At 38.2% G+C, this 22,115-nt stretch carries 17 protein-coding genes and 1 tRNA gene; 13 read left to right on the top strand and 5 right to left on the bottom strand.

The window, feature by feature from the left end; translation table 11 throughout:
• Window positions 1–174 precede the first annotated feature (174 nt).
• From opgC to KO495_RS08335, 5 genes are all read left to right on the top strand, one after another.
• On the top strand, window positions 175–1,278 hold the full coding sequence (gene opgC / locus KO495_RS08315) for an OpgC domain-containing protein (RefSeq protein ID WP_215979941.1): 1,104 nt from the start codon (window positions 175–177) through the stop codon (window positions 1,276–1,278).
• Between the two features lie 273 nt (window positions 1,279–1,551).
• Complete coding sequence (locus tag KO495_RS08320) at window positions 1,552–2,970, top strand: TolC family protein (protein ID WP_215979942.1); 1,419 nt, start codon at window positions 1,552–1,554, stop codon at window positions 2,968–2,970.
• A 1-nt stretch (window position 2,971) separates the two neighbouring features.
• Window positions 2,972–4,339 (top strand): efflux RND transporter periplasmic adaptor subunit, encoded by a 1,368-nt coding sequence (locus KO495_RS08325; protein ID WP_215979943.1) that lies wholly within the window; start codon window positions 2,972–2,974, stop codon window positions 4,337–4,339.
• Window positions 4,336–7,449, top strand: a complete 3,114-nt coding sequence (locus KO495_RS08330; RefSeq protein ID WP_215979944.1) for an efflux RND transporter permease subunit — start codon at window positions 4,336–4,338, stop codon at window positions 7,447–7,449. Before KO495_RS08325 ends, KO495_RS08330 begins: the two co-directional genes overlap by 4 nt.
• Window positions 7,450–7,717: 268 nt before the next feature.
• Window positions 7,718–7,793, top strand: a tRNA-His gene (locus KO495_RS08335).
• 688 nt (window positions 7,794–8,481) lie between these two features.
• Here KO495_RS08335 and KO495_RS08340 read toward each other — a convergent pair.
• The gene (locus tag KO495_RS08340; protein WP_215979945.1) at window positions 8,482–9,729 is read right to left on the bottom strand and encodes a glutamate-5-semialdehyde dehydrogenase; all 1,248 of its coding nucleotides are present in this window, start codon (window positions 9,727–9,729) and stop codon (window positions 8,482–8,484) included.
• Complete coding sequence (proB, locus tag KO495_RS08345; RefSeq protein WP_215979946.1) at window positions 9,726–10,835, bottom strand: glutamate 5-kinase; 1,110 nt, start codon at window positions 10,833–10,835, stop codon at window positions 9,726–9,728. Before proB ends, KO495_RS08340 begins: the two co-directional genes overlap by 4 nt.
• 717 nt (window positions 10,836–11,552) lie before the next feature.
• Here proB and KO495_RS08350 point away from each other — a divergent pair.
• The 7 genes from KO495_RS08350 (at window position 11,553) to KO495_RS08380 (ending at window position 17,492) form a co-directional block, all read left to right on the top strand.
• Entirely contained in the window at window positions 11,553–12,041 is a 489-nt protein-coding gene (locus KO495_RS08350; protein ID WP_215979963.1) for a MarR family transcriptional regulator, read from the top strand.
• Window positions 12,042–12,422: 381 nt separating this feature from the next.
• Window positions 12,423–14,021 (top strand): cation:proton antiporter, encoded by a 1,599-nt coding sequence (locus KO495_RS08355; RefSeq protein WP_215979947.1) that lies wholly within the window; start codon window positions 12,423–12,425, stop codon window positions 14,019–14,021.
• A gap of 142 nt (window positions 14,022–14,163) precedes the next feature.
• On the top strand, window positions 14,164–14,604 hold the full coding sequence (locus tag KO495_RS08360; protein WP_215979948.1) for a hypothetical protein: 441 nt from the start codon (window positions 14,164–14,166) through the stop codon (window positions 14,602–14,604).
• A gap of 4 nt (window positions 14,605–14,608) precedes the next feature.
• Window positions 14,609–15,208 carry an SCO family protein gene (locus KO495_RS08365; RefSeq protein ID WP_215979949.1) on the top strand — a complete coding sequence of 200 codons (600 nt, stop codon included), beginning with the start codon at window positions 14,609–14,611 and terminating at the stop codon, window positions 15,206–15,208.
• 96 nt (window positions 15,209–15,304) lie between these two features.
• A complete protein-coding gene (locus tag KO495_RS08370; protein WP_215979950.1) occupies window positions 15,305–15,748 on the top strand; it encodes a copper chaperone PCu(A)C in 444 nt (147 codons plus the stop codon).
• Between the two features lie 183 nt (window positions 15,749–15,931).
• Window positions 15,932–16,351: a Zn(2+)-responsive transcriptional regulator gene (zntR, locus tag KO495_RS08375; protein ID WP_215979951.1), complete on the top strand. Its 420-nt coding sequence runs from the start codon at window positions 15,932–15,934 to the stop codon at window positions 16,349–16,351.
• Entirely contained in the window at window positions 16,335–17,492 is a 1,158-nt protein-coding gene (locus KO495_RS08380) for an SO_0444 family Cu/Zn efflux transporter (RefSeq protein WP_215979952.1), read from the top strand. The genes zntR and KO495_RS08380 overlap by 17 nt, the downstream gene beginning before the upstream one ends.
• Before the next feature lie 95 nt (window positions 17,493–17,587).
• Here the strand turns inward: KO495_RS08380 and KO495_RS08385 are convergent, their stop codons facing one another.
• From KO495_RS08385 to KO495_RS08395, 3 genes are read right to left on the bottom strand one after another with little or no spacing between them, the layout of a single operon-like run.
• Window positions 17,588–17,974, bottom strand: a complete 387-nt coding sequence (locus tag KO495_RS08385; RefSeq protein ID WP_252738878.1) for a YdbL family protein — start codon at window positions 17,972–17,974, stop codon at window positions 17,588–17,590.
• Between the two features lie 9 nt (window positions 17,975–17,983).
• A complete protein-coding gene (locus tag KO495_RS08390; RefSeq protein ID WP_215979953.1) occupies window positions 17,984–18,166 on the bottom strand; it encodes a YnbE family lipoprotein in 183 nt (60 codons plus the stop codon).
• 9 nt (window positions 18,167–18,175) lie between these two features.
• On the bottom strand, window positions 18,176–20,896 hold the full coding sequence (locus KO495_RS08395) for a YdbH domain-containing protein (RefSeq protein ID WP_215979954.1): 2,721 nt from the start codon (window positions 20,894–20,896) through the stop codon (window positions 18,176–18,178).
• Between the two features lie 228 nt (window positions 20,897–21,124).
• Here KO495_RS08395 and KO495_RS08400 point away from each other — a divergent pair, with 228 nt between their 5' ends.
• On the top strand, window positions 21,125–21,811 hold the full coding sequence (locus KO495_RS08400) for a LipL32 family surface lipoprotein (protein ID WP_215979955.1): 687 nt from the start codon (window positions 21,125–21,127) through the stop codon (window positions 21,809–21,811).
• The last annotated feature ends 304 nt before the right edge of the window (window positions 21,812–22,115 follow it).

Genomic DNA, 22,115 nt, shown 5'->3' on the forward strand with positions numbered 1-22,115 from the left:
GCTTAACAAATGTTTCTCTAGCAGCTATTCAGAAAAGTAATTTTTGATTATATTTCAATTTGTTAAACATCTCTTAAACCGAGTTCAGGTTAATTAATGTTTTTAAACTATGAAAGTGGTATGTTAATCGGCTACCTATAAAAACATAATCTAAATCAATAAGTAGAAAGGGCTATGGATCGAAACTTAACTTACGATGGGCTAAGAGGTTGGCTACTCATTGTCATTGCTTGTAATCACTTATATGGTAGTTTTATTACGCAGGTTACACGTGAGCCTTTTGGTTTTGTCTCGGCTGCTGAAGGGTTTGTTTTTTTATCAGGTTTTGTCGCTTACATAGTCTATAGCCGCCTCGCTGAACACCCTATTAAGCTTAAATTTAAAATATGGCGACGCTGTCTCACTATTTATGGTTTTCATATCAGTGCTATTTTAATTACTTTTAGCTTAGTCTGGTTTTTTCCGTTTTATAAAACGATTTGGACCGACTTTTTTAATGCCGCTAATTGGTTTATAAGCACCGAGCAAAGTGCTATATCTAGCATCTTTTTGCTACAGCACCCTGGTTATCACGATATTCTTATTTTGTATATGGTTCCTATGTTGTTTTTACCTTTTGCTATTTTTGCTATCAAAAAAGGTAAAGCGGCGTTAGTGATAACTATATCGCTGTTGTTATGGCTAGCAGCGCCTTTTATTTCCATTAATGCACTAACTCCACTACATCAGTATTTATTTCCCGACATAACAATAAATGTCAGCTATTTTGATCCGCTAGCTTGGCAGCTTTACTTTTATTTAGGCGTTTTATTAAGTCACCTGAAACTTGATAAACAGCACAACTTCAATTTTTCTGTGTCGACAAAAACAGTACTATTAATAGCTTTAGTTGTATTATTTTATTTAAAACATTGGCCGCAAGAGTGGATGAAAGCCTTGTTAGCTGAGCCGCAAATACTATCTACGGTACGTTTAGTCAATTTACTAATCGTTATTTATGGCATGATGCTATGGATGCGTTATGCTCCACGTTTCTTCACACTAAAATACCCGGTGTTCCTCGGTCAGCATGCTTTACCCGTATTCTCTTTTCATACCATCGTTATTTATTACTTACTACCAGCTACCTATGAATTTACCACTGAAAAGTGGTATTGGGATTTATTAAGCTGCTTGTTTTTTGTCGCTTTATTAGCAATACCGGCGAAATTAGATCAACTTTACCGTAATAAAAAACGTTATAGGATCGTCAACCAGGCTAAATTAAGTAACAGCTAAACTACGATAAATAAAACAGCTCAAGCTCTTTAAGCCCCCCCCATAAATTAAGGTATTAATTAATACCTTAATTTTAAAATACCTTGCCTATAATCAGCCTGCAATGCTTGCTACGCTTTATGTTTTGATATTTTATTAACTGCAAAAATCTCCTTTTTTAACGCTACTGTAAACTTTTGTAAAGTCTGTACCGTATTAAATCAACAGCCTGTAAACTGAGCTGCTATAAATATAAGAATAACGTTCGGCCCATCAAAGAGTAGGTTATGTTTAATGACGTATAAATTTTTACTGCCATTGTGCAGCAGTTTATTTTTGTTGGCTTGTAGTAGCACTTCTGAAATAGACCCAAGCATTAAAGAAGTACCACTGCCAGCGCAATGGCAAAATGGTCAAGCGCTGACAGAGCAAACGTTTGAGGAAAAAGCAGCATTAAGTGCCCAAGACAACTGGCTAGCACAATTAAAAAACCCACAAATACATCAATTAGTTAATAAAGCATTAGTGCATAACCAACAGTTTTCGATGCAAGCTTACTCGCTACAAATTGCTGAACAACAACTGATTATGGTTGGTAGTGAGTTATGGCCAAGCCTAGATTTAGCTTTTAAAAGTGGCCGTAACAAAAACAATCAACCCGTTAGTTACGATAATAGTAATACTCTCAATTTAAATTTAAGTTATGAAGTTGATATTTGGGGCAAGCTATCCGCTGCCGATCGCCAAAGTAATTATAATTACCTTTCACAAAAATCAACATTTGAAGAGTACAAACAACAGCTTGTTGTTGATGTTGTAACAACGTGGTTTGATGTTATTGAGGCTGATAAGTTACTTAAACTTTATCAAAATCGCGTAGCTAACTCTCGTCAAAATTTAGCCATTATTGAAGCCGGTTATCAAGCTGGTTTAAGTGAAGCACTTGATGTTTATTTGGCACGTAATGAGCTTAATAACGAACTCACTCGAGTAGCAGACCAGCAAGTTGCAAAAATTAAAGTTATTCGCCAATTAGAACGTTTAACCGGTGAATACCCTCAAGGTGATTTATTAGTTGAGGCTAACCTTCCCTTATTAACCGATGAAATACCTATGGGATTGCCGTCTGAATTAATCAGTAGAAAACCCTCTTTAAAAGCAAGCTGGTATCAATTACTAGCACAAGATGCAGGCTTAGCTTATGCCCATAAACAGCGCTTTCCCAGTTTAGTTCTAACTAGCTCTATTGGTGATTCAGCCAGTGATATTGGCAACTTGCTTTCAAGCTCTTCGCTTGCTTGGTCGCTACTTGGCAGTATTTCTTCACCTATTTTCAATGCAGGACGCTTAGCCGCGAATGAAGAAAAATCTCGTCTTGAGCTTAAACAAAAAGAACAGCAATATTTAGACACCCTATACAGTGCCTTTAGTGATGTCGAAAACGCTATTTCTACAGAGCAAGGGCTAAAGCAAAGTTACAACACTATGCTAGAAGCCCAAGAAAACGCAAAAATAGCGTCAACATTATCGTTTGAACAATACCAAAGTGGTTTAGTGACTTATACCACAGTGCTTGATGCGCAAAAGCGTGCTTTTGACGCACAAAGCACGCTAATCCAAATAAAAAAGCAACTGATCACTAACCGCATTAATTTACATTTTTCTCTAGGCGGTGACTTCACCACCCCATCACTAGTAACTGAGGCTAAGTAGCATGTCTAATCACCCAAACAATAGCGCCCTTAAAACGACATCCTCTAAAAAAACAATATTGCAAAGAGTATTACTCCCCGCAATTATTAGCGCCATCGCCCTAGTTTTAGTTTGGGTTATTTTTGACAACCCTCCTGAGAGCAATCGCGGAAAACCCTCAAAAGCACCACAAATGACCGTTGCAATACAAACGCTTACACCACAGCCTTATCAAGTGATGGTGCAAAGTTTTGGTACTGTGCAGCCTCGTACTCAAAGCGTACTGTTTGCACAAGTATCTGGACAAATAAACCAAGTAAGCTCTGAGTTTAGAGACGGTGGTTTTTTTGAGAAAGGCGATGTGTTGATGCAATTAGATGACAGAGATCACCGAGCTGAAGTTAACATTGCTCAAGCAAGCTTTATGGCAGCACAGCAAAACTTACAAGAAGAAGGCGCACGTGTACGCCAGGCGCAAGCTGACTGGGAGCGACTAGGTAATGGTAAAGATGCCAGTGCTTTAGTATTACGCCAACCACAATTTGAAGCGGCAAAAGCACAAGTACTATCTGCCGAGGCACAACTTAACAAAGCTAAACTGTCATTAGAGCGTACTAAAATCGTTGCGCCTTATGCTGGTCGTATTTTGAAAAAGCATGTTGATATTGGACAAGTCATTTCAAGCAATACCCAATTAGCCGATATTTACGCGGTCGACTATGTTGAAATTCGTCTACCGATAAAAAATAAAGACTTACCGTTAATGAAGTTGCCTGAAGAATATCGCGATAGCCACCAAAACCAAAATAACGAAACCGTCGTCAGCAATGTTGTGATTACCTCAACATTATTAGGTAAGCAAACATGGCAAGGTAAAGTAGTGCGTACTGAAAGTGCTATTGATGAGCTGTCTCAACAGCTTTATGTCGTTGCACAAATAATTAGTCCTTACGACAGTGAAACCAATAACGCGGCAAAAAACCAAGGTGCACAAATTAAAATAGGCCAATACGTTACTGCAGAAATTACTGGCAGAGTATTAGCTGACTCATTAGTGATACCGAGCAGCGCAATTTATCAAGGCAGCTACGTTTATACCGTTGAAAATGGCTTACTTATGCGTAAAGAAGTTTCTATACGCTGGCAAAATGGTACCGAGTCTATTATTGCCGCAGGCCTAGTCGCTGGCGATGCTTTAGTATTAACACCGTTAGGACAGGTAAGTTCCGGTACGCCCGTTGCTATTGAAGGTGCCGCCTCAAAAGATCAAGCAAATAAAAACCCTAAAACAGGTGAACGAAAAAATAGAAATAAAGACGGAAACCCCAAAAAAGACCGTTCATCAGCAAATAATGATAACGCTCGTAAAGCTAAGGTGAAACAGTCATGATCGCTTGGTTTGCTCGAAATCACGTTGCTGCTAATTTACTATTAGTAACCATTTTACTCGCGGGTTTATTTAGCTTATCAACCCGTATACCGTTAGAAGTATTCCCTTCGTTTGAAACTGATCGTATCAGCGTTAGTGTTTCACTACGTGGTGCAACTCCTGAAGATGTCGAACAAAGCGTTTCTATTCGTATTGAAGAAGCAATACAAGACTTAGAAGGCGTAAAAGAAATCTCAAGTCGCTCTTCTGAAGGTTCATCATCGGTTAGTATTGAAGTAGATACTGGCTACGATCCTCGTGAAATGTTAGCGGATATTAAAAGTCGCGTTGACGCCATTAACACCTTCCCTGCTGACGCTGAAAAACCTATTGTTGCGTTAGCTGAACGTAAACGTGAAGTTATTGCTGTGACAATTTCCAGCCTATACAGCGAAAAAGAAACGCGTGAATATGCTGAAATGGTACGTGACGATTTACTTAAAATACCAAGCATTACTCAAGTAGAGCTTAGTGGCGTACGTAATTACGAAATGACTATTGAAGTATCGCAAGATGTCATGCGCCAATACAATTTAACGATTGCGCAAATATCACAAGCAATTTCAAATTCAAGCACTGATATATCTGCAGGTAACTTGAAAACCCAAGGCGGCGACATTTTATTGCGATCTAAGGGTCAGGCATATCATAAAGACGAATTTGATAAAATTGTTATAAAAACCCATACCGACGGCTCAATTATTCGTTTAGGTGATATTGCACAAGTTAAAGATGACTTTGAAGAAACGCCAGTACGCACTCGCTTTAATGGCAAAACTGCTGCTTTTATTGATGTATATCGCATTGGTCAGCAAAGTGCTATTGAGGTCGCAGACGCCGTAAAAAATTATATTGACGCTAAACAAAGTAGCTTGCCGCAAGGCTTTTATTTAAGCTTTTGGGATGACGACTCACAAGTGGTAAAAAACCGTATTGCCACCCTCACCAGTAGCGCATTACAAGGCGGAATTTTAGTACTGGCATTACTGTCTTTATTTTTACGACCTTCAATCGCATTTTGGGTATTTATAGGTATTCCTATTTCATTTATGGGCGCCTTTATAATGATGCCCGTATTTGGTGTGACCTTAAATATTATGAGTTTATTCGCCTTTATTTTGGTACTTGGTATTGTCGTCGATGATGCCATTGTTACCGGCGAAAATATTTATACTCACCTGAAAACATCAGAATCAGGCGAAGAAGCGGCAATAAAAGGCACTCAAGAAGTCGCAACCCCCGTTACCTTTGGTATTTTAACCACAGTAGCCGCATTTTTACCGCTTGCTTTTATTGAAGGCGCACGCGGCGCATTATTTGCGCAAATTCCTATTATTGTTATCCCTGTACTTATTTTTTCCTTAATAGAGTCTAAGTTTGTTTTACCTTCACATTTAAAAACTCTAAAAATTCGTAAAGAAGGTGATAAAAAATATCGCTTTAGTCAATTACAACAACGCTTTGCTGATGGTTTTGAGAACGCGATAATTCGCTACTATCAACCACTGCTAAATATAGCGCTACGTAATAAAACTTCGACATTATTGGGTTTTATTGGGGTGTTTTTAGTAATTTTAGCGTTAATTATGAGCGGCTGGACCAAATTTATTTTCTTCCCGCGCATTCCAAGCGAAACCATTAGAGCATCAATTACCTTGCCCGCTGGCACCCCGTTTGAAGTCACAAATAAATACGTGATAAAAATGGCCGAGCAAGCGCAGCTACTTAAAGAGAAGTACATTGAGCCATCAACCAACAAAAGCGTTATTTTAAATATTTTAGCCACAACAGGTAGTCGTGGCGGCGCTTCTAACGCTGGTAGTGTTCGCTTTGAAATAACACCGCCTGAATCACGAGAACTCTCAATTAATTCAGCGCAATTAGTGCGGGAGTGGCGCACTTTAATTGGCCCTATTCCTGGCGCTGAAAGCATGACCTTTAGAGCTGAAATAGGTCGTTCATCTAGCCCAATTCAAGTACAGCTAAATGCTACCTCGTTAGTTACGCTAAAAGAAGTCGCCGAACGAGTGAAAGCTCGTTTAGCTACTTACCCAACGGTATTTGATATTGCCGACAGCCTATCTAATGGTAAGGAGGAATTACAGATAGAGCTTACCGAACAAGGGCAAGCATTAGGGTTAACTCGCGTGGGTGTTTCTGGACAAGTTCGACAAGCTTTTTTTGGCTCGCAGGTACAACGTATACAACGCGGTCGTGACGATGTACGTGTGATGGTACGCTTTCCTATTGATGAACGTCGTACCATTGCCGACATTGAGAGCATATTAATTAATACGCCTAATGGCGGCTCAGTACCACTATCTCATGTGGCCATATTAATTGCAGGTAAAAGTCCCTCAACCATTTCACGCGTTGATCGTTTCCGTACCGTTAACGTTACCGCAGATGTTGAAAAAAACAATACTAACATGACTATTTTACAAGCTGATTTAAAGGCCTATTTAGATGAAATCATGGTGCAATACCCTGGAGTGAGTCACTCCCTTGAAGGTGAAGCGAAAGAACAACGTGAATCATTTGGCTCACTTGCTTGGGCATTACTTTTTGTGTTTTTCATTATTTATGCGTTATTAGCCATACCATTTAAATCTTATCTTCAGCCAATTATTGTGATGAGTATTATTCCTTTTGGCATGATCGGCGCGGTGGTTGGTCACTGGATTATGGGCATGACACTTACCATTATGAGCTTACTAGGCATGTTGGCACTCATCGGGGTTGTGGTAAACGATTCGCTAGTGTTAGTCGACTTTATTAATAAAAAGCGTAGCGAAGGAAGGGATTTAATGGAAGCGGTGCTCACTGCTGGCGCTGCACGCTTTCGCCCTGTAATGCTAACCAGTTTAACCACCTTTATTGGTTTAATGCCGTTATTATTTGAACAATCAACTCAAGCACAATTTTTAATTCCGATGGCTGTATCGCTCGGCTTTGGAATTTTATTTGCGACCTTTATTACTTTAATTTTAGTGCCCGTAAATTATCTGATTGTTGAACGATTGATTGCCTTGTTTTCAAATAAAGAACGAGTAACTCAAATAGCTAAATAGCTAAATAGTTAAATAGTTAACACTCAGCCTTAACGCCAACGGCAATACCAATAAAGACAACAGCGTTAAGGCTGACTAATAAATAGATAAAAATTGCCGTTTAGTTAAGCACCAACAAACGAATGACAGAAAATAGTGAAGAAATTGGTAAAAAAATGAGAAAAAGCTAAAATATCTCTTGATATACACAGCAAAAATGCAATACAATCGCCGCGCTGTTAAAGAGCAGCACGCATATTTATCAAATATGTATCAGTACACCTCAGTGGTGGCTATAGCTCAGTTGGTAGAGCCCCGGATTGTGATTCCGGTTGTCGAGGGTTCAAGTCCCTTTAGCCACCCCATCTTTTTCCTGCTTAATGCATCTTCATATTATAAATTATCTATCTCGACCGAAATCACGCATGATTCCGCTATTTCCTGTGCCCGATGGTTCAAGTCCCTTTAGCCACCCCATCTTTTCCTGCTTTAATGCATCTTCATATTATAAATTATCTATCTCGACCGAAATCACGCATGATTCCGCTATTTCCTGTGCCCGATGGTTCAAGTCCCTTTAGCCACCCCATCTTTTCCTGCTTAATGCATCTTCATATTATAAATTATCTATCTCGACCGAAATCACGCATGATTCCGCTATTTTCTGTGCCCGATGGTTCAAGTCCCTTTAGCCACCCCATATTTTCCTGCTTTAATGCATCTTCATATTATAAATTATCTATCTCGACCGAAATCACGCATGATTCCAGTATATTCAATTAACACATTCAATCTGTTTTCATTTTAAGTATTCATTTACCCGAGATGGTTAACTCAAACTTATTTAACTTGAACTCGGATTAAATAATTGAATAGCGTGCTAATATTAAAAAATTCAGATATCACTATCTAGCTAGAAATTTTCAGTACTAGCAAGGTGGATTTGAATCCAACGCGGTTGGTGAGCAAACAGGTGAAATAAATTAAGCTCAGCGAATGTGTTCTTTTAAGGAACGCTTCACTGAGCTTAGAAGATGTAATTAAAGCGACTGGTTAAGGTCGTACTTGGCCATCACCATTAACAAGATATTTTTCTGTCGTTAATGACTCAATACCCATTGGTCCATATGCATGTAGTTTGGAAGTAGCAATACCAATTTCTGCGCCTAAACCTAGCTGTGAGCCATCAGAAAATCGAGAAGAAGCATTCACCATAACAACGGAAGCATCAACTAACTGTTGGAATGATTTCGCTTGTTGTGGGTCTTCAGTACAAATAACCTCTGTATGGTTACTACCAAATTGATCAATATGTTCTATTGCCTGACCAAAATCGTCAACCACTTTAATGGCAATTTCAAGTCGTAAATATTCCTGACCAAATTCATCGGCGTTAAGCTCTTTACCTTGTTCAAAGTAGTTGATGCTATTAGCACAACCATTAACATCAACACCATGTTCTTTAAATTTAGCCGCAACCATAGGAAGAAACGTTGGCGCAACATCTTGGTGTACCAACAAGCCTTCTAACGCATTACATACTCCCGTTCGCTGAGTTTTACCATTTAGCAGTAACTCGAGTGCGGTATTCATGTTAGCGGCTTTATCAACATAAAGATGACAAACCCCTTTATAGTGTTGAATAACTGGGATTTGGCTATTTTCGGTCACAAAATTAATTAACCCTTCGCCACCTCGAGGAATAACGAGATCAATAGTGTCTTTTTGCTTTAATAACTCGGTCATTAAGTTACGATCTGGGTTATCAATCACGGTAATAATTTCTTTTGGTAATTGATACTGCGCTAAAATCCCTTGTAACACCTCAGCAATAGCTAAACTGCTATGTAGAGCTTCTTTACCACCGCGTAAAATAACAGCATTACCTGATTTAATACATAAACCTGCTGCATCGGCAGTCACATTCGGACGTGCTTCAAAAATCATACAAATTACCCCTAACGGGATACGCATTTTACTGATTTTTAAGCCATTGGGTCTAATGTTTTGGTCACGTACCGTGCCAACAACATCAGGTATTTGTGCAACCGTTTCTAAACCAAGCGCCATATCTTCGATACGCTCATCAGTAAGTAGTAGGCGATCAATCATCGCATCACTTAAACCGTTATCTTTAGCAAACGCAATGTCGGTAGCATTGGCTTTAAATATATCAGCGCTGTGTTCACGTAACGCCTGTGCCATATCGTTAAGTAAGTTTGCTTTAGTCTCGCTTGATTGGATTGCCATCAATTTCGCTGCTTTAGCAGCTTGACGGGCAATTAGGGTAATCTCGTTCATTTTGACTCCATTAACGCAACATATTGCTTGGAAAGTATTGGCTCATGCGTTTTATCTAATTGTTCGGAAAAATCTTCGTTATCGCTGTCAGCAACAAAGTTGAGTAAACAGCTACTGTAGTTTGTTTTTACTTTGGCAAGTTTGTCGCCATTATCTTTTCTCAAGAGCACAGTATCACCTGAAGAAAAGTCACCTTTCACGCTAAGCAGGTCTTCTGCTAATAATTCAGTCAATTCTGTATCTTCTAATTGGTACTGATCACTAACAATAAGCTCACCTTGAACACGAGTAGTGTGTCTCATCCAGTGCACACCATCTAACATAGGTTTTTTATAAGGATAAAAATGTGTACCTGGGTTATCACCAGCAATAAGAGTATTAAAACTCTCTTCTTTAAAACCGTTCACGATGTAGGTATCAATACCATGCGATACTGCTTTTTCTGCTGCTTGAATTTTGGTTTTCATGCCGCCAGTACCAACATCACTCGTGGCACCGCCAGCCATGGCATAAATAGTGTCATTAATTTGATAAACATCAGACAGTAACTTTGCCTGCTTATTTATATGTGGGTTTTCATCATACAAACCATCTATATCAGAACAAATAATGAGAGCATCAGCTTTAGCTGCAGTAGCTACCATCGCAGAAAGGTTATCGTTGTCGCCTACTTTCAATTTATCAGTTGTTACGGTGTCATTCTCATTAACGATGGGTAAAATACCGTTACTTAATAGTGCCTCAATGGTATTTCGAATACTTACATAACGATCTCGGTTACGTAAATCGGCATGAGTTAACAACACTTGCGCGGTAGGAAAATCAAACAGTCTATCCCAAGTAGCCATCATTTCAGATTGACCAGCGGCAGCCATCGCTTTTTTAATGGTAATGCTTTTACCTTGCTGGCTCTTATCATTAAAGAGATGAGAACCTGCAGCAACAGAACCTGAAGACACTAAAACCACTTGCTTTCCTGATGCTCTGCACTGAGAAATAAAATGTGCGATGCTACGCAAGTATTGATCACTACAACCGGCTTTATTCGGCGCAATGAGTGCACTTCCCACTTTAATGACGACTTTTTCGAAATTCTTAAAATCCACTCTTCCCCCTTAAATAATCTATGAATTGGTCACTAACATTCCGTTTACTGGACCCTTTAGCTCAACTTAACTCAGCAAAATAAGCCAACCCTAAATTTATCTATACCGCCAAAATTGCACATTAGTACAACCAAGAGTTAATACAAAATATCAGGTGTCGTTAACACAGCTAAATACGATCAAACGTCTACGAGCATTGGCGATTACCGCAATAGCTTAATTTTTTGTTTTAAATTTTTATGCGTAATTAACATAGCGAACAAAGATAATTGTTGTGTTAATTCAAGGTGACCTAGGTAGTCACTTTTTTATCGTGCATAATGAAATAGACAGTACACTAATGATTAGTGTTGGACTTGTTTTTGGTTATTTTCAATAACCCTAGCTTGCTTACTAAGTAAGAATTCAAAAGAAAAAACTGCTTAAAAATATAGGCCGGAACGTAATAGATACCTATGACAGCGCAAAAACAAAGTGTTTCTGAGATGCTGCCGTGTTTAAAGGCATCGCGTATAATATTCAAGGGTTTTTCCTTTTCACAATTTAACTTAGTATACGAATGATACGTATACTAAACATATTTTTTTTAAAGATCAAGTTTTGTTTAAAAAACACTCATGGAAGTAAGGTTTAATCAGCTTTCACTAAAATTGATAGTGTTTAGCACGCTTACCAGATAAACTTCCCATATAAGAATAGCGTTAAAGGTTATATATGATGGAAAAATACGAAGAGTTATTCACTTCACTGCGTAAAATTATTCGTGCAATCGATTTACGTTCAAAAAAATTAAGTAAAGAAGCAGGCATTACTGGCCCTCAACTACTGATATTACAAGAGTTGGCTAGAGTAAAAGGCATAACAGCTAAAGATGTATCAGCCAATATCAATTTAAGCCAAGCAACAGTTACCAGCATACTTGACCGACTAGAAGGTAAGCTATTTATCAAGCGAGTACGTAGCGAGAGTGACCGTAGACGAGTTGCTCTTTTTTTAACACCAGAAGGGATGAGCGCATTAATCAGTGCACCACAGCCTATTGAAGATAGTTTTATTGAAAAGTTTAGTGCACTAAAGGAATGGGAGCAGTCGCAATTACTTTCGAGTGTTGAACGCATTGCCCACATGATGGATGCTTCAGAAATAGATGCCGCGCCGGTACTTAATATTGGTGAGTTGACTACCTCTGTGCAAAGTGAGAAATAACATCGCTTGTCATTAAAGTTACTTTAGGCTGTTATTATCAATAGCAGCCCATATAGTAACTGCTGGCTCAATCACAGCAAGCCTGAAATTAAAACGCCCCTTCACAGACTCACTTGCTTGATCACTGTCCCAAAGCTTTATAGCAAAACATGACGACAGGTTAAGCCCTGCACTACCGTGGTGCTTCTTGCTCCACAATATTACTAAAACAAACAAACATAAAACTTAAACTCTTAATATTAATTACAAGCCATTGAAAAGTATCATTTTAAATAACCATAAAACTAAAAACTTCATGGTGTGATTTTTGCTCTAGGGTAAAGGCAGGATAATAAATACTTATTCCCCTGCCTTTACCCTTTCATCACCTAAGGAGCGACTATGGATTCCATTTTGGTTATTTTGGTTGTATCGCTCACGCTCGCTAGCGTGTTAAATATTATCCTAACTAAATTCTCTATTTCACACATTATCGGTTACATCATTACTGGCACTATCATTAGTAATATTTTTGATTTCAACGGCGAGATTAATAACCAGTCTTTAGATCTTATTGGTGAATTTGGCATTGTCTTTCTTATGTTTACTATTGGCTTAGAAATGTCTTTTGCTCGCTTACATAAAATGAAAGATTTGATCTTTCTTAATGGCTTTATGCAAGTTGCAAGCTGCTCAATTGTTATATTTTCAGTGTCATTTTATCTTTTCTCAATTGCGGCTATTCCGTCATTAGTAGTCGCCTTAGCCTTTAGCTTATCTTCAACCGCGATTGTTTTACCTTATTTAAAAAAATCGAAAGACATCATAACCCCTTATGGGGAAAAGTCTGTCGCGGTTTTAGTGTTTCAAGACTTAGCTATCATTCCTATTTTATTACTGATGAACTTTCTTTCAAATGATGGTGCCCCCTTAAGTGAAGTATTATTAAAAACCATTATCTACGGTGCTGGTATTATTCTGTTTATGTTCACTTTAGGTAAAAAAATAATTGGTTGGTTATTACATTTCTCAGCCAATGTAAAAATGGAAGAAGTCTTTTTAGGCTCGGTATTTACTATTGTTATTGGTGCCTCACTCATCGCCCATGAGTTAGGGTTTACATACTCCCTTGGTGCTTTTATCGCGGGTATGATTATCGCAGAAACCAAATTTCATATAAAAGTAGAGTCGGATATCGCGTCATACAAAGACTTATTACTGGGAGCTTTTTTCTTTTCTATTGGCACCAAAATCAATGTAGATTATTTACTGAGTAACCTTCACATTGTTGTTTTAGTTTTATCTATTGTTATGGCGATTAAAGCCGTTATTATTTATTTTATTATTAAGCGAAAATCCAATAAAAGTGACGCTATAAAGTCGTCAATTGCCCTTTGCCAAATAGGTGAGTTTTCTTTTGCTATTTTTGCGCTAGCTAGCAGTCAAGAAGTGATCAGCGCTGAGTTAACTAATATGCTCATTTTGATTACGGTATTATCAATGATCGTTACTCCTTTTATGATTAATAATATTTATAAAATCGCCAGTGTATTTGTGGTTGAGTATTTTGAGTCAGACAAAATTACTCCCGTACAAGCCAGCAATCACACAATTGTTTGTGGCTTTAGTATTTTAGGGCGCATAGTTGCCAAAGAGCTAACTCGAAATAACATTACTTTTTTCATTATTTCAGACAATTTGCAGCATGTATTGTTAGCAAGGAAACGTGGTTATACCGCTTATTTTGGCCATATAGAAAAAAGGCCGGTACTTGAGTCGTTAAAAGTTGAACAATCAAAAGCCATTATCTTAACGGTAAGTACCATCAATAATAAAAAAATGATCTGCGAAGCCATTTTAGATTATCACGCCGGCGCTAAATTAGTCGTTAAGGTGAATACTATTGAAGAAAAAACGGCACTTAAAGACGTAAAAATCAGCTCATTTGTTCATGCCCAGCACGAAACTGCCATGTTGCTGGTGAAAAAAAGCATTGCTTAAGTATGCCGATCTAAAGGGAAGGTAAAGCAATACGCTGAGTAAAAAAATAATAAACCGTGGCAATTTGTCACAGTTTATTATTTTTTAGATGAGGTAAAATAACGTAGAATAATCGAATGCTGCATTACAGATAAAATACCTCATGAACTTAGCGAGCAAAATTATATTAATTATTACAGTGTTAATTGCTGGCTTTTTAGCCCCTGATGCAATTAACTACACTCAGCAATACCTCAACCAACCTAGTGAAAAACTGAGTATTGAACAATACTGCATGCTTTCAAGCCAACCATGTACGCAAAACTCAGTAAAAATGACGTTAAATAAAGACGTGATTAAACCATTAGTAACCAGCCAGATTACTGTTCAATGGCAACATAGTGAGGCTGAAACCTTACAACTTACTATGCAAGGTTTAGAGGGAGAGCTTGGCACGGTAAAGTACTTACTCAAACGCGTTAGCGACAATAAGTTTCAAGGTAACATTACACTGCCCGTATGCACCTTAGATGAAATGACTTGGCTGGGTCAGTTAACTGACGGTAAAGCCACCGTTTATCCTGCTTTGAAAATGAAGAGATAATATTATGACGCGCCTATTATGGCTTACGCTATGCATTATTTTTGTGCTGGGTTTCACCCTAAAAAGCTATTTAAATTCAACGTCGTTAACAGCCAGCGAAACAACGTCGCCTGTGAGTGGGTTTAACAGCCGTGATATAACACTTTTTGGTGAAAATAATCAGCCCGTTACTTTGTTTACCTCACAAGACACTCGTGTACGCATTCTTTATTTTGGCTTTACTCGCTGCCCTGATGTTTGCCCAACATCATTAGCAATGCTCGCTGCCGCACTGAATAATATTTCGGCAGAAAAACTGCAACAATTACGTCCAACATTTATTTCATTGGATCCTGAGCGAGATGCCGCCGACGCTTCTTATCAATATGCTCAGTATTTTCACCCTATGATTGAAGGCTTATCTGCGCCGTTACCTGTTGTCACCGAGCTAGCTAACCATTACGGGGTTATTTTTAAAAAAACCGCATTAGCTGACTCAACGCTAACTTACACTCTTGACCATAATTCTTACTTTTATTTTGTTAATGCCGACGGTACGCTCATAAAAAAAGTTCCTCATACTTTTTCTCCTGAGCCACTCGTACAAGCAATTAACGATTTATAAAACCTTATTATTAATCACACCTATTTATAGTTACAGGAACACAATAAAATGCCACTCAAGCCGTCTTTCGTTTCAGCACTACTCACAGCCGCATTTATGACACTAAGCACATTATCATTAAGTGCCAGCGAGATTACTGCACCAAGCAACTCAAGTATTGAAATAACCAATTTTTACGCGCGAGCAACACCACCTAACGCAGTAAACAGCGCTCTTTTTGCAACGATAACCAATAACAGTAAACAAATTCGTACCTTAGTTTCTGCAAGTAGTAGCGCAGCCGCAAAGGTTGAATTACATGATGTTATTCATGAAGGTGATGTTATGAAAATGCGCCAAGTAGCGCAAATAGAAATTCCTGCGGAGCAAACGGTAATGCTAAAACCAGGCAGCTTACATATTATGTTACTAAACATAAATAAGCCTTTTAATGATGGCGAAAGCATTGAAGTGACCTTAACGTATGCCAATGGCGACGTTCAAGAACTTATTGTCCCAGTAAAAAAAGTAATGGCTGGCATGCGTAAGCATCATCATTAATAAAAACACCTTTAAAGCATACCAACAGGAGCGCTAGTAACGCTCCTTTTTTATGTCTGTTTGAAACCAAGCACCATTTAAGAGACGTAATTTATTAAAATTATTGCTTGACCTTAGAGTTAGCTCCATACTTTATAGTATGACTACCAAATGGGTTTAACCAAATAACTTAGGATTTAAGCAATGTATAAAATTGGCGACATAGCGAAGCAACTTGGTATATCTGCTGATACGCTGCGTTATTACGAACAGCACAATTTACTACAGCCGGCTGGTAGGAGTGTTTCAGGGTATCGTTTATATGATGAACATAACCTACAAGAAATGCACTTTATTTTACAAGCAAAACAAGTTGGCTTTACTTTAGCTGAGATAGCACAACTACTGTCGATTAGAGTAGATAGCAGCCAATATAGTTGTGGTGATGTAAAATCTTATACTTCAGAAAAACTTCAGCAGGTTGAAAGCAAAATAGCTGAACTCACTAGCATACAAAAAGGGTTGCAACGTCTAGTAAATAGCTGTTGTGGGGGCTCAGAAAAAGCTGAGCATTGTAGTATTCTTTCATCATTGGAGAACGATAAAAATGTTGTTACTCGATAATTTTTGGCAGTTATTTGTACTGTCTGCGCCCTGGCTTTTATTAGGCTTATTTATAGCGGGTGTTATTAATGTTTATTTACCCGAACGTTTTTTAGTAAAGCACTTAGGTAAAGAGGGTTTGTTAACCACTATTAAAGCCGCTTTTATTGGCGCTCCGTTGCCACTTTGCTCTTGCGGTGTTATTCCTGCAGCCATAGGCTTGCGCCGCGCTGGCGCTTCTAAAAGTGCAACAACCGCCTTTTTAGTATCAACACCAGAAACAGGTGTAGATTCTATTTCGGTATCTTATGTGTTGTTAGGGCCTTTTATGGCAATAATTCGCCCTATTGCGGCGATTAGCAGTGCCATTGTCGCGGGTTTATTGGTCGGCTCTGAAAAGTCATCTGATACTCCCAAGCCATCAACAGTTATTTCGAATACGAGTAATGATAACTCAGAAAAACCAAGTACTTGTTGCGCGAGCAAAAAAGCTGAAACTAGCGAACAGTCGAGTTGTGCTAGTGAAAATACAGCACAAAAAAGTACTTTAAATCATAAAGAAAAACTTCAACAAGCTTTATCGTTTAGCTGTACTAAATTATTAGCCGACACGGCAAAATGGTTGATGTTAGGGTTATTCTTTGCAGCATTGGTGCAAACTTATGTACCTGCAGATTTCTTTACCCAGTGGGGACAAGGCATATTAGCAATGCTCGTGGTTATTCTAATTAGTATTCCAATGTATGTTTGTGCTACGGCATCTACGCCAATTGCTGCGGGGTTGCTGTTATCTGGGGTTTCTCCTGGCGCAGTATTAGTGTTTATGTTGGCAGGCCCTGCAACTAACATAGCCACTATCGGTGTCGTTGCAACAGAGCTGGGTAAACGCGCCATGTTCGCTTATTTAGTTGCCGTAATTGGTGTTGCTTTAGCCTTTGGTTACTTAACTGACTTTTTAGTGAGCGAGTATGGTTTTACGGTTGCGCCTCTACTTGGCGAACATCACCATGCGATACTGCCTTATTGGCTTGAGTTTTCAATGGCAGTGCTATTAGCGGCTTTACTATTACGCTTAGTTTTCAAAACTATTAGCACTAAACTGGCCAACAGAGTCACCACACCTAAAAAGAGCTGCTGTGCTAGCGAACATAAACACAGCTAACAAACCGAGTTCAGGTTAATAAATAAACGGTGATAAAACTAAACGTCAGTGCAGCTAAATATAACAATTAGCGCCCTGACGTTTTTTTGCTTACGCTATTTTTTTACCCAATCGCCGTTTGGCATTTGAATATAATGACCCGGTTGGGTTTTCGTTATCGCCTTTTCTCCAGCGAGAGCTGTCACTTGTTGCACGGTAATATTATTTTTTCGCGCTAATTTAATATAAATGCCTTTGCGTTTTTTATTTACATTAGCCACCAGTGCTTCTACATCATCATTACTGACAACCACCCCTAAGTAACCATTAGACATTTCACCCACTAAACCTTGCTGCTTAGCTTGATCAAGTGAAATAGCCCAAGCAGAAAAGGTTATGCCTAATACTCCCACCGCTAACGCAAGTTTGCTAACTAGCTTTTTAAATGCAGTACGAGTAACTTTATTTTCGGTTCTGGTTGTCATGTTAATTAGTTTGCTCATAAGAAATCCTTAAAAAATATCGCTGCTATCACTGAAAATATCATCAAGCTCTTTATCCACTTTAACCCGTATTTCATGGTCAATTTTTAAATTAAGATTGATGGTAATTGGCTCTTTTGCACTTACTTCAACTTGGTGTGTACAGCCACTAAATAATAAAGTCGCTAGTACTATGGTCAGTATTTTTCCCATAAATATTCCTTAATTTTTTTGCAAACCGTTAATCATGTTATTTTCAAGACTATCGGCAATAGTGAGTGACTCTAGCAGCCCAAGCAAATCATAGCTAAGGTTTAAATTTAAATTCACATCATTTTCTAAGTCAGGGTTTCGACCTTTAATCACAGTATCTAACAACATATAACCATCATCGCCCATAGATACCGCCGAATACAAATAATGATAATGTAGATTTTCTAACGCACCAAATGCCAATTTAAGCTCGAGACTACTGGCCTTTAGCTCTTCCACCGCTGGGTTATTAAAAACTTGAATAACCCCATCATCAACATTGTAGAGCTCACCTGCTTCAATAAAAAACTTGTTGCCGTCGGTATATAAAGGTAAATTTCCTGAAACTTTGCCCGTTACCACTATGCCTTGTTTTTTATCTAGCTCAAGTAGTGTTTCTAAGTCTATCGACTCTAGCTGAATATCAACTGAATGTTGCATTTGTAATGGCCACAATGCTTTTTTTATCGAAAATTTACCACCAACAATATTACCGTTAGCATTAACGATGCTGCCACTTAATTGGTCTTCCTGAAAATCAATATTAACGTTAGCGACAAGGTTTGTAATCGGCGTTGCCGCCTCAATTTTAGCAATAGATAAATTAGCTTTGTGGCTATACGCACTATGTGGCTGAGTGGTGATTTTTTGATGTTCAACAAGAAATCGCTGTTGCCAATTAAGCTCCTGTAACCAAAGTCCGTCAAGCTCACCAGTCATATCTTGTACCGATAAATCAACCGTGATTGGTGCATAAACCATTGAACTGCTTTGCAACGAGGTTAATTGTGTATTTAGCTGATAACTCAAGCGTCCATCAATTAAATTTAAGGCTACTGGTAATTTCACTTTTAACGCTAACAAATCAGTAAGCATAATATTTTCAGCATTCAGCTCAATAAATGGCGTTTCAATATTACCGCTAACTTGTAATTGTCCAAGCGGCACCTTATCTGCGTGAATAGCACCACTAATATTTATATTTTCTAAACTTCCCTGAATATTAAGTTCAGCATTTGCTTCGTTAAACTGTAAAATTTGAGCCACTCGTAACTGCTTTACTTGATTATGATTTTGCAAGGCGAGTATCACTTGCTTGTTATCATTTAAGGTAACACGCCCTTGCCAGTGGCTAATTAATTGGCTAATTTTTGTTGTATTAGCGCTGTTATTTGCCTGAGCTTCTTTATCCTTTTCTGTTGGTGTTACTGATGAAAAGCTTAAATTAGCAAGTTGTACCTTAGATTCCGGGGCAAGTAATAACTGCCATTCGTTATCATTTTGCTTAAGTTGACCATAAGCGTGAATGCTTACTTTCTCATGACTAAAGCTTTGCGTCATCGCCAATGATAATTGTGTTGTTAATGAAAACGCCAGTTGCGCAGAATTGCTAAGAGAAAGATTAAATGGCTCACTTTCTTCTTGTTGATAAAAGAGCTCGGCATCGGTTAGCTCAAGTGTAAATGGTGTCGCAGTTTTTGTTCTTAGGGTTAACGCCTCAGTAATGATTTTTTGTTGCGAAAAGTCTATGCGCATACTACCTTGTGGCGTAATACTCAGTTCAGATAAATCATTATGGGTGAGTAAATCACCAAGCAATATGTCGTCAAGCCATTCTGGTAACTGCGCAGAAGACAAGTATTCATTCAGCCCTTGATGTTTAACAACCAATTCAGATGGTTGTGGCAACGTTTGATGAGTCATTTTATTCGCAGATTCAAGTTCTGGTTCAAAGTTAAGCGTTAACACCTCATCAACCAAGTTCATTTGCCAATACAAATTACCTTTAATGGTCAGCAACTTAGAGAGAGAATTTGGTTTTGTTAGCGTACTCAGCGGTTGATATAAAAAGTCATTGCTCTTTGCATTAACGGTTAAGCGATTTTTTTGCCAATGCCATTGTGTAGCAATACTACCAACTAACACCGACTCTTTCGCTATAACCGCGCGAGGTAACACCATATTATGAATTTGTAATAACTCAATAACACTAGCAATATTGGCATTAACTTGCCCCTCAAACCCTGACGTTATCGGTACTAAATTGACAGCTAAAATAGGCGCTTTGTTTTCTGATAGCAGTGATAATATTAATTGTTGATTATCGGCTAGCATTGTACCGTGATAGATAGGACTTTTACTCTTAGACTCGTCAACTCCCTCTAAAATAAATGGTTGATAAGTAAATTCTTTAACCTGAACTGTGCTATCTAAAGAGTAAGCGCTAATAATATTTAAATATTCCTGCATTTGCTGAGGAATACTATTAAGCATATAAGAGGAAGATACACCGTGCTCACCGTTAAGTGTAAATGCCTTACGCCCGGTTATAGACAGGCTTTCAATAGCAACATCTTCAAGGTTATTAAGTTTTATTACTCGGTTGAATAACTGTGCACTAGCGAGGTTCCAGTCAAGTGTCGCGTGTTCAATAGTAAGGTCTGCATAAGGTGACTCTATACAGAGTTTTTCAATAACAACATTAAACTCTCGAGTAAAATTAAATGCTAAGCAACTTACGTTACTGTGATATTGCGCCAAATAATGATTAACCGTTTGTTGAACCAATATTGCACGAGCCAAAAAAGCACCAACAAGCGTAACCGCTAAAAGCAGCAACATTAATAATGTGAATTTAAAAAGGCGCAATAGTCTCTCGCTATCAACAAATAAGTAAAATAAAGACTTCATTAACCTGAGCTCGAGTTCAGGTTTCGTTAGTATATCATCGCCCAATTACAAAAAAGTAAGCTCACTAGATAAAACCACCAACTATAAAAATCTACCTTAAGTTATTTGAACACTCGTCCATAAATTTATGCCATATAACCAAAAACTTATTCCCTAAACTGTCATTACACTATAGAATGGCGGCGATTTTTATATCAATTAAAAAAAACTACTTAGACAGGAGTCAACATGGATTTTTCAATAGTAAAAAAAGCAGCATTTGGTTTAGCTGTAGCAGCATCTTTAACAGCTTGTATGTCTACAGGCCCTGCATTAAAGAGCTCAAACTCTGAAAGCGTAGCGGGTGTTGAAGCACGTTTACCTTACGCTAACTACACTAACTACTACGGTTACGTTGACCAAGGTACTGCACCACAAGGTAAGTACAAGGGTAAAGACGCATACTACCTATACGCATGGGTACCAGCAGCAGTTGACGAAATTGGCGTATCAATGGTTTCTCCAGCAGAAGGCACTCCTTCTGACAGTGATTTCGTAAATGAGTTATTTACTGAACTTCACGAAAGCAACCCAAATAAATTCTTCGATACATACATTGTATTAGATCGTTTAGATATTATTGATAATGCTAAAATCAAAGATGGCGGCAAGTCATTACAAACTTTAACTTACAATGATGACAGCAGCGAGTTACCAGCTAACCCAGGTGGTCAAAGCTACAACTCTTTACTTCGTCAAGTAAGCGACATCAGCAACCCAACTAAAGCGTTAGTACGTGGTGTTTACCGCATCTCTTTCACGTCTTTCCGTGGCGATGTTGAAGGTTCTTTCGAAGCAACTGTAGGTACTAACGTACCAGGCGTTAAAATTGCTTCAAGCCTTGAAGAGTTACACAACTTAGTAAACGAAGGTTAATTTAACTTTCGCTAACTGATTACCAAGACCTAAATATTTAGGTCTTGGTTTATTTTTATACCCCCTTTATTTTCTGCTATTTTTACTTCCCTACAGCTTCAAACACTTTTTTCGTTTTACTTTCTAGCTCAGCTTATTAACCTGAACTCGGTTTAAGAGATATTTAACAAATTGAAATATCAGCAAAAATTACTTTTCTGAACCGATAGCTTGATAGTTTTTCTTCTTTTCATATGATAAGCAAGGCAAATTTCGCGTCAATAGGGAGCTATTGCAAGTAAATTTAACGAAGAAGTTAGGAAAA

The organism is Colwellia sp. D2M02 (assembly GCF_018860755.1).
GTDB lineage: Bacteria > Pseudomonadota > Gammaproteobacteria > Enterobacterales > Alteromonadaceae > Colwellia > Colwellia asteriadis.

Bases quoted from the DNA above. Each gene is read 5' to 3' on its own strand.
- opgC (WP_215979941.1), top strand. From the start codon at position 175: ATGGATCGAAACTTAACTTACGATGGGCTAAGAGGTTGGCTACTCATT.
- KO495_RS08320 (WP_215979942.1), top strand. From the start codon at position 1,552: ATGACGTATAAATTTTTACTGCCATTGTGCAGCAGTTTATTTTTGTTG.
- KO495_RS08325 (WP_215979943.1), top strand. From the start codon at position 2,972: ATGTCTAATCACCCAAACAATAGCGCCCTTAAAACGACATCCTCTAAA.
- KO495_RS08330 (WP_215979944.1), top strand. From the start codon at position 4,336: ATGATCGCTTGGTTTGCTCGAAATCACGTTGCTGCTAATTTACTATTA.
- KO495_RS08340 (WP_215979945.1), bottom strand. From the start codon at position 9,729: ATGAACGAGATTACCCTAATTGCCCGTCAAGCTGCTAAAGCAGCGAAA.
- KO495_RS08350 (WP_215979963.1), top strand. From the start codon at position 11,553: ATGGAAAAATACGAAGAGTTATTCACTTCACTGCGTAAAATTATTCGT.
- KO495_RS08355 (WP_215979947.1), top strand. From the start codon at position 12,423: ATGGATTCCATTTTGGTTATTTTGGTTGTATCGCTCACGCTCGCTAGC.
- KO495_RS08360 (WP_215979948.1), top strand. From the start codon at position 14,164: ATGAACTTAGCGAGCAAAATTATATTAATTATTACAGTGTTAATTGCT.
- KO495_RS08365 (WP_215979949.1), top strand. From the start codon at position 14,609: ATGACGCGCCTATTATGGCTTACGCTATGCATTATTTTTGTGCTGGGT.
- KO495_RS08370 (WP_215979950.1), top strand. From the start codon at position 15,305: ATGACACTAAGCACATTATCATTAAGTGCCAGCGAGATTACTGCACCA.
- zntR (WP_215979951.1), top strand. From the start codon at position 15,932: ATGTATAAAATTGGCGACATAGCGAAGCAACTTGGTATATCTGCTGAT.
- KO495_RS08380 (WP_215979952.1), top strand. From the start codon at position 16,335: ATGTTGTTACTCGATAATTTTTGGCAGTTATTTGTACTGTCTGCGCCC.
- KO495_RS08385 (WP_252738878.1), bottom strand. From the start codon at position 17,974: ATGAGCAAACTAATTAACATGACAACCAGAACCGAAAATAAAGTTACT.
- KO495_RS08390 (WP_215979953.1), bottom strand. From the start codon at position 18,166: ATGGGAAAAATACTGACCATAGTACTAGCGACTTTATTATTTAGTGGC.
- KO495_RS08395 (WP_215979954.1), bottom strand. From the start codon at position 20,896: ATGAAGTCTTTATTTTACTTATTTGTTGATAGCGAGAGACTATTGCGC.
- KO495_RS08400 (WP_215979955.1), top strand. From the start codon at position 21,125: ATGGATTTTTCAATAGTAAAAAAAGCAGCATTTGGTTTAGCTGTAGCA.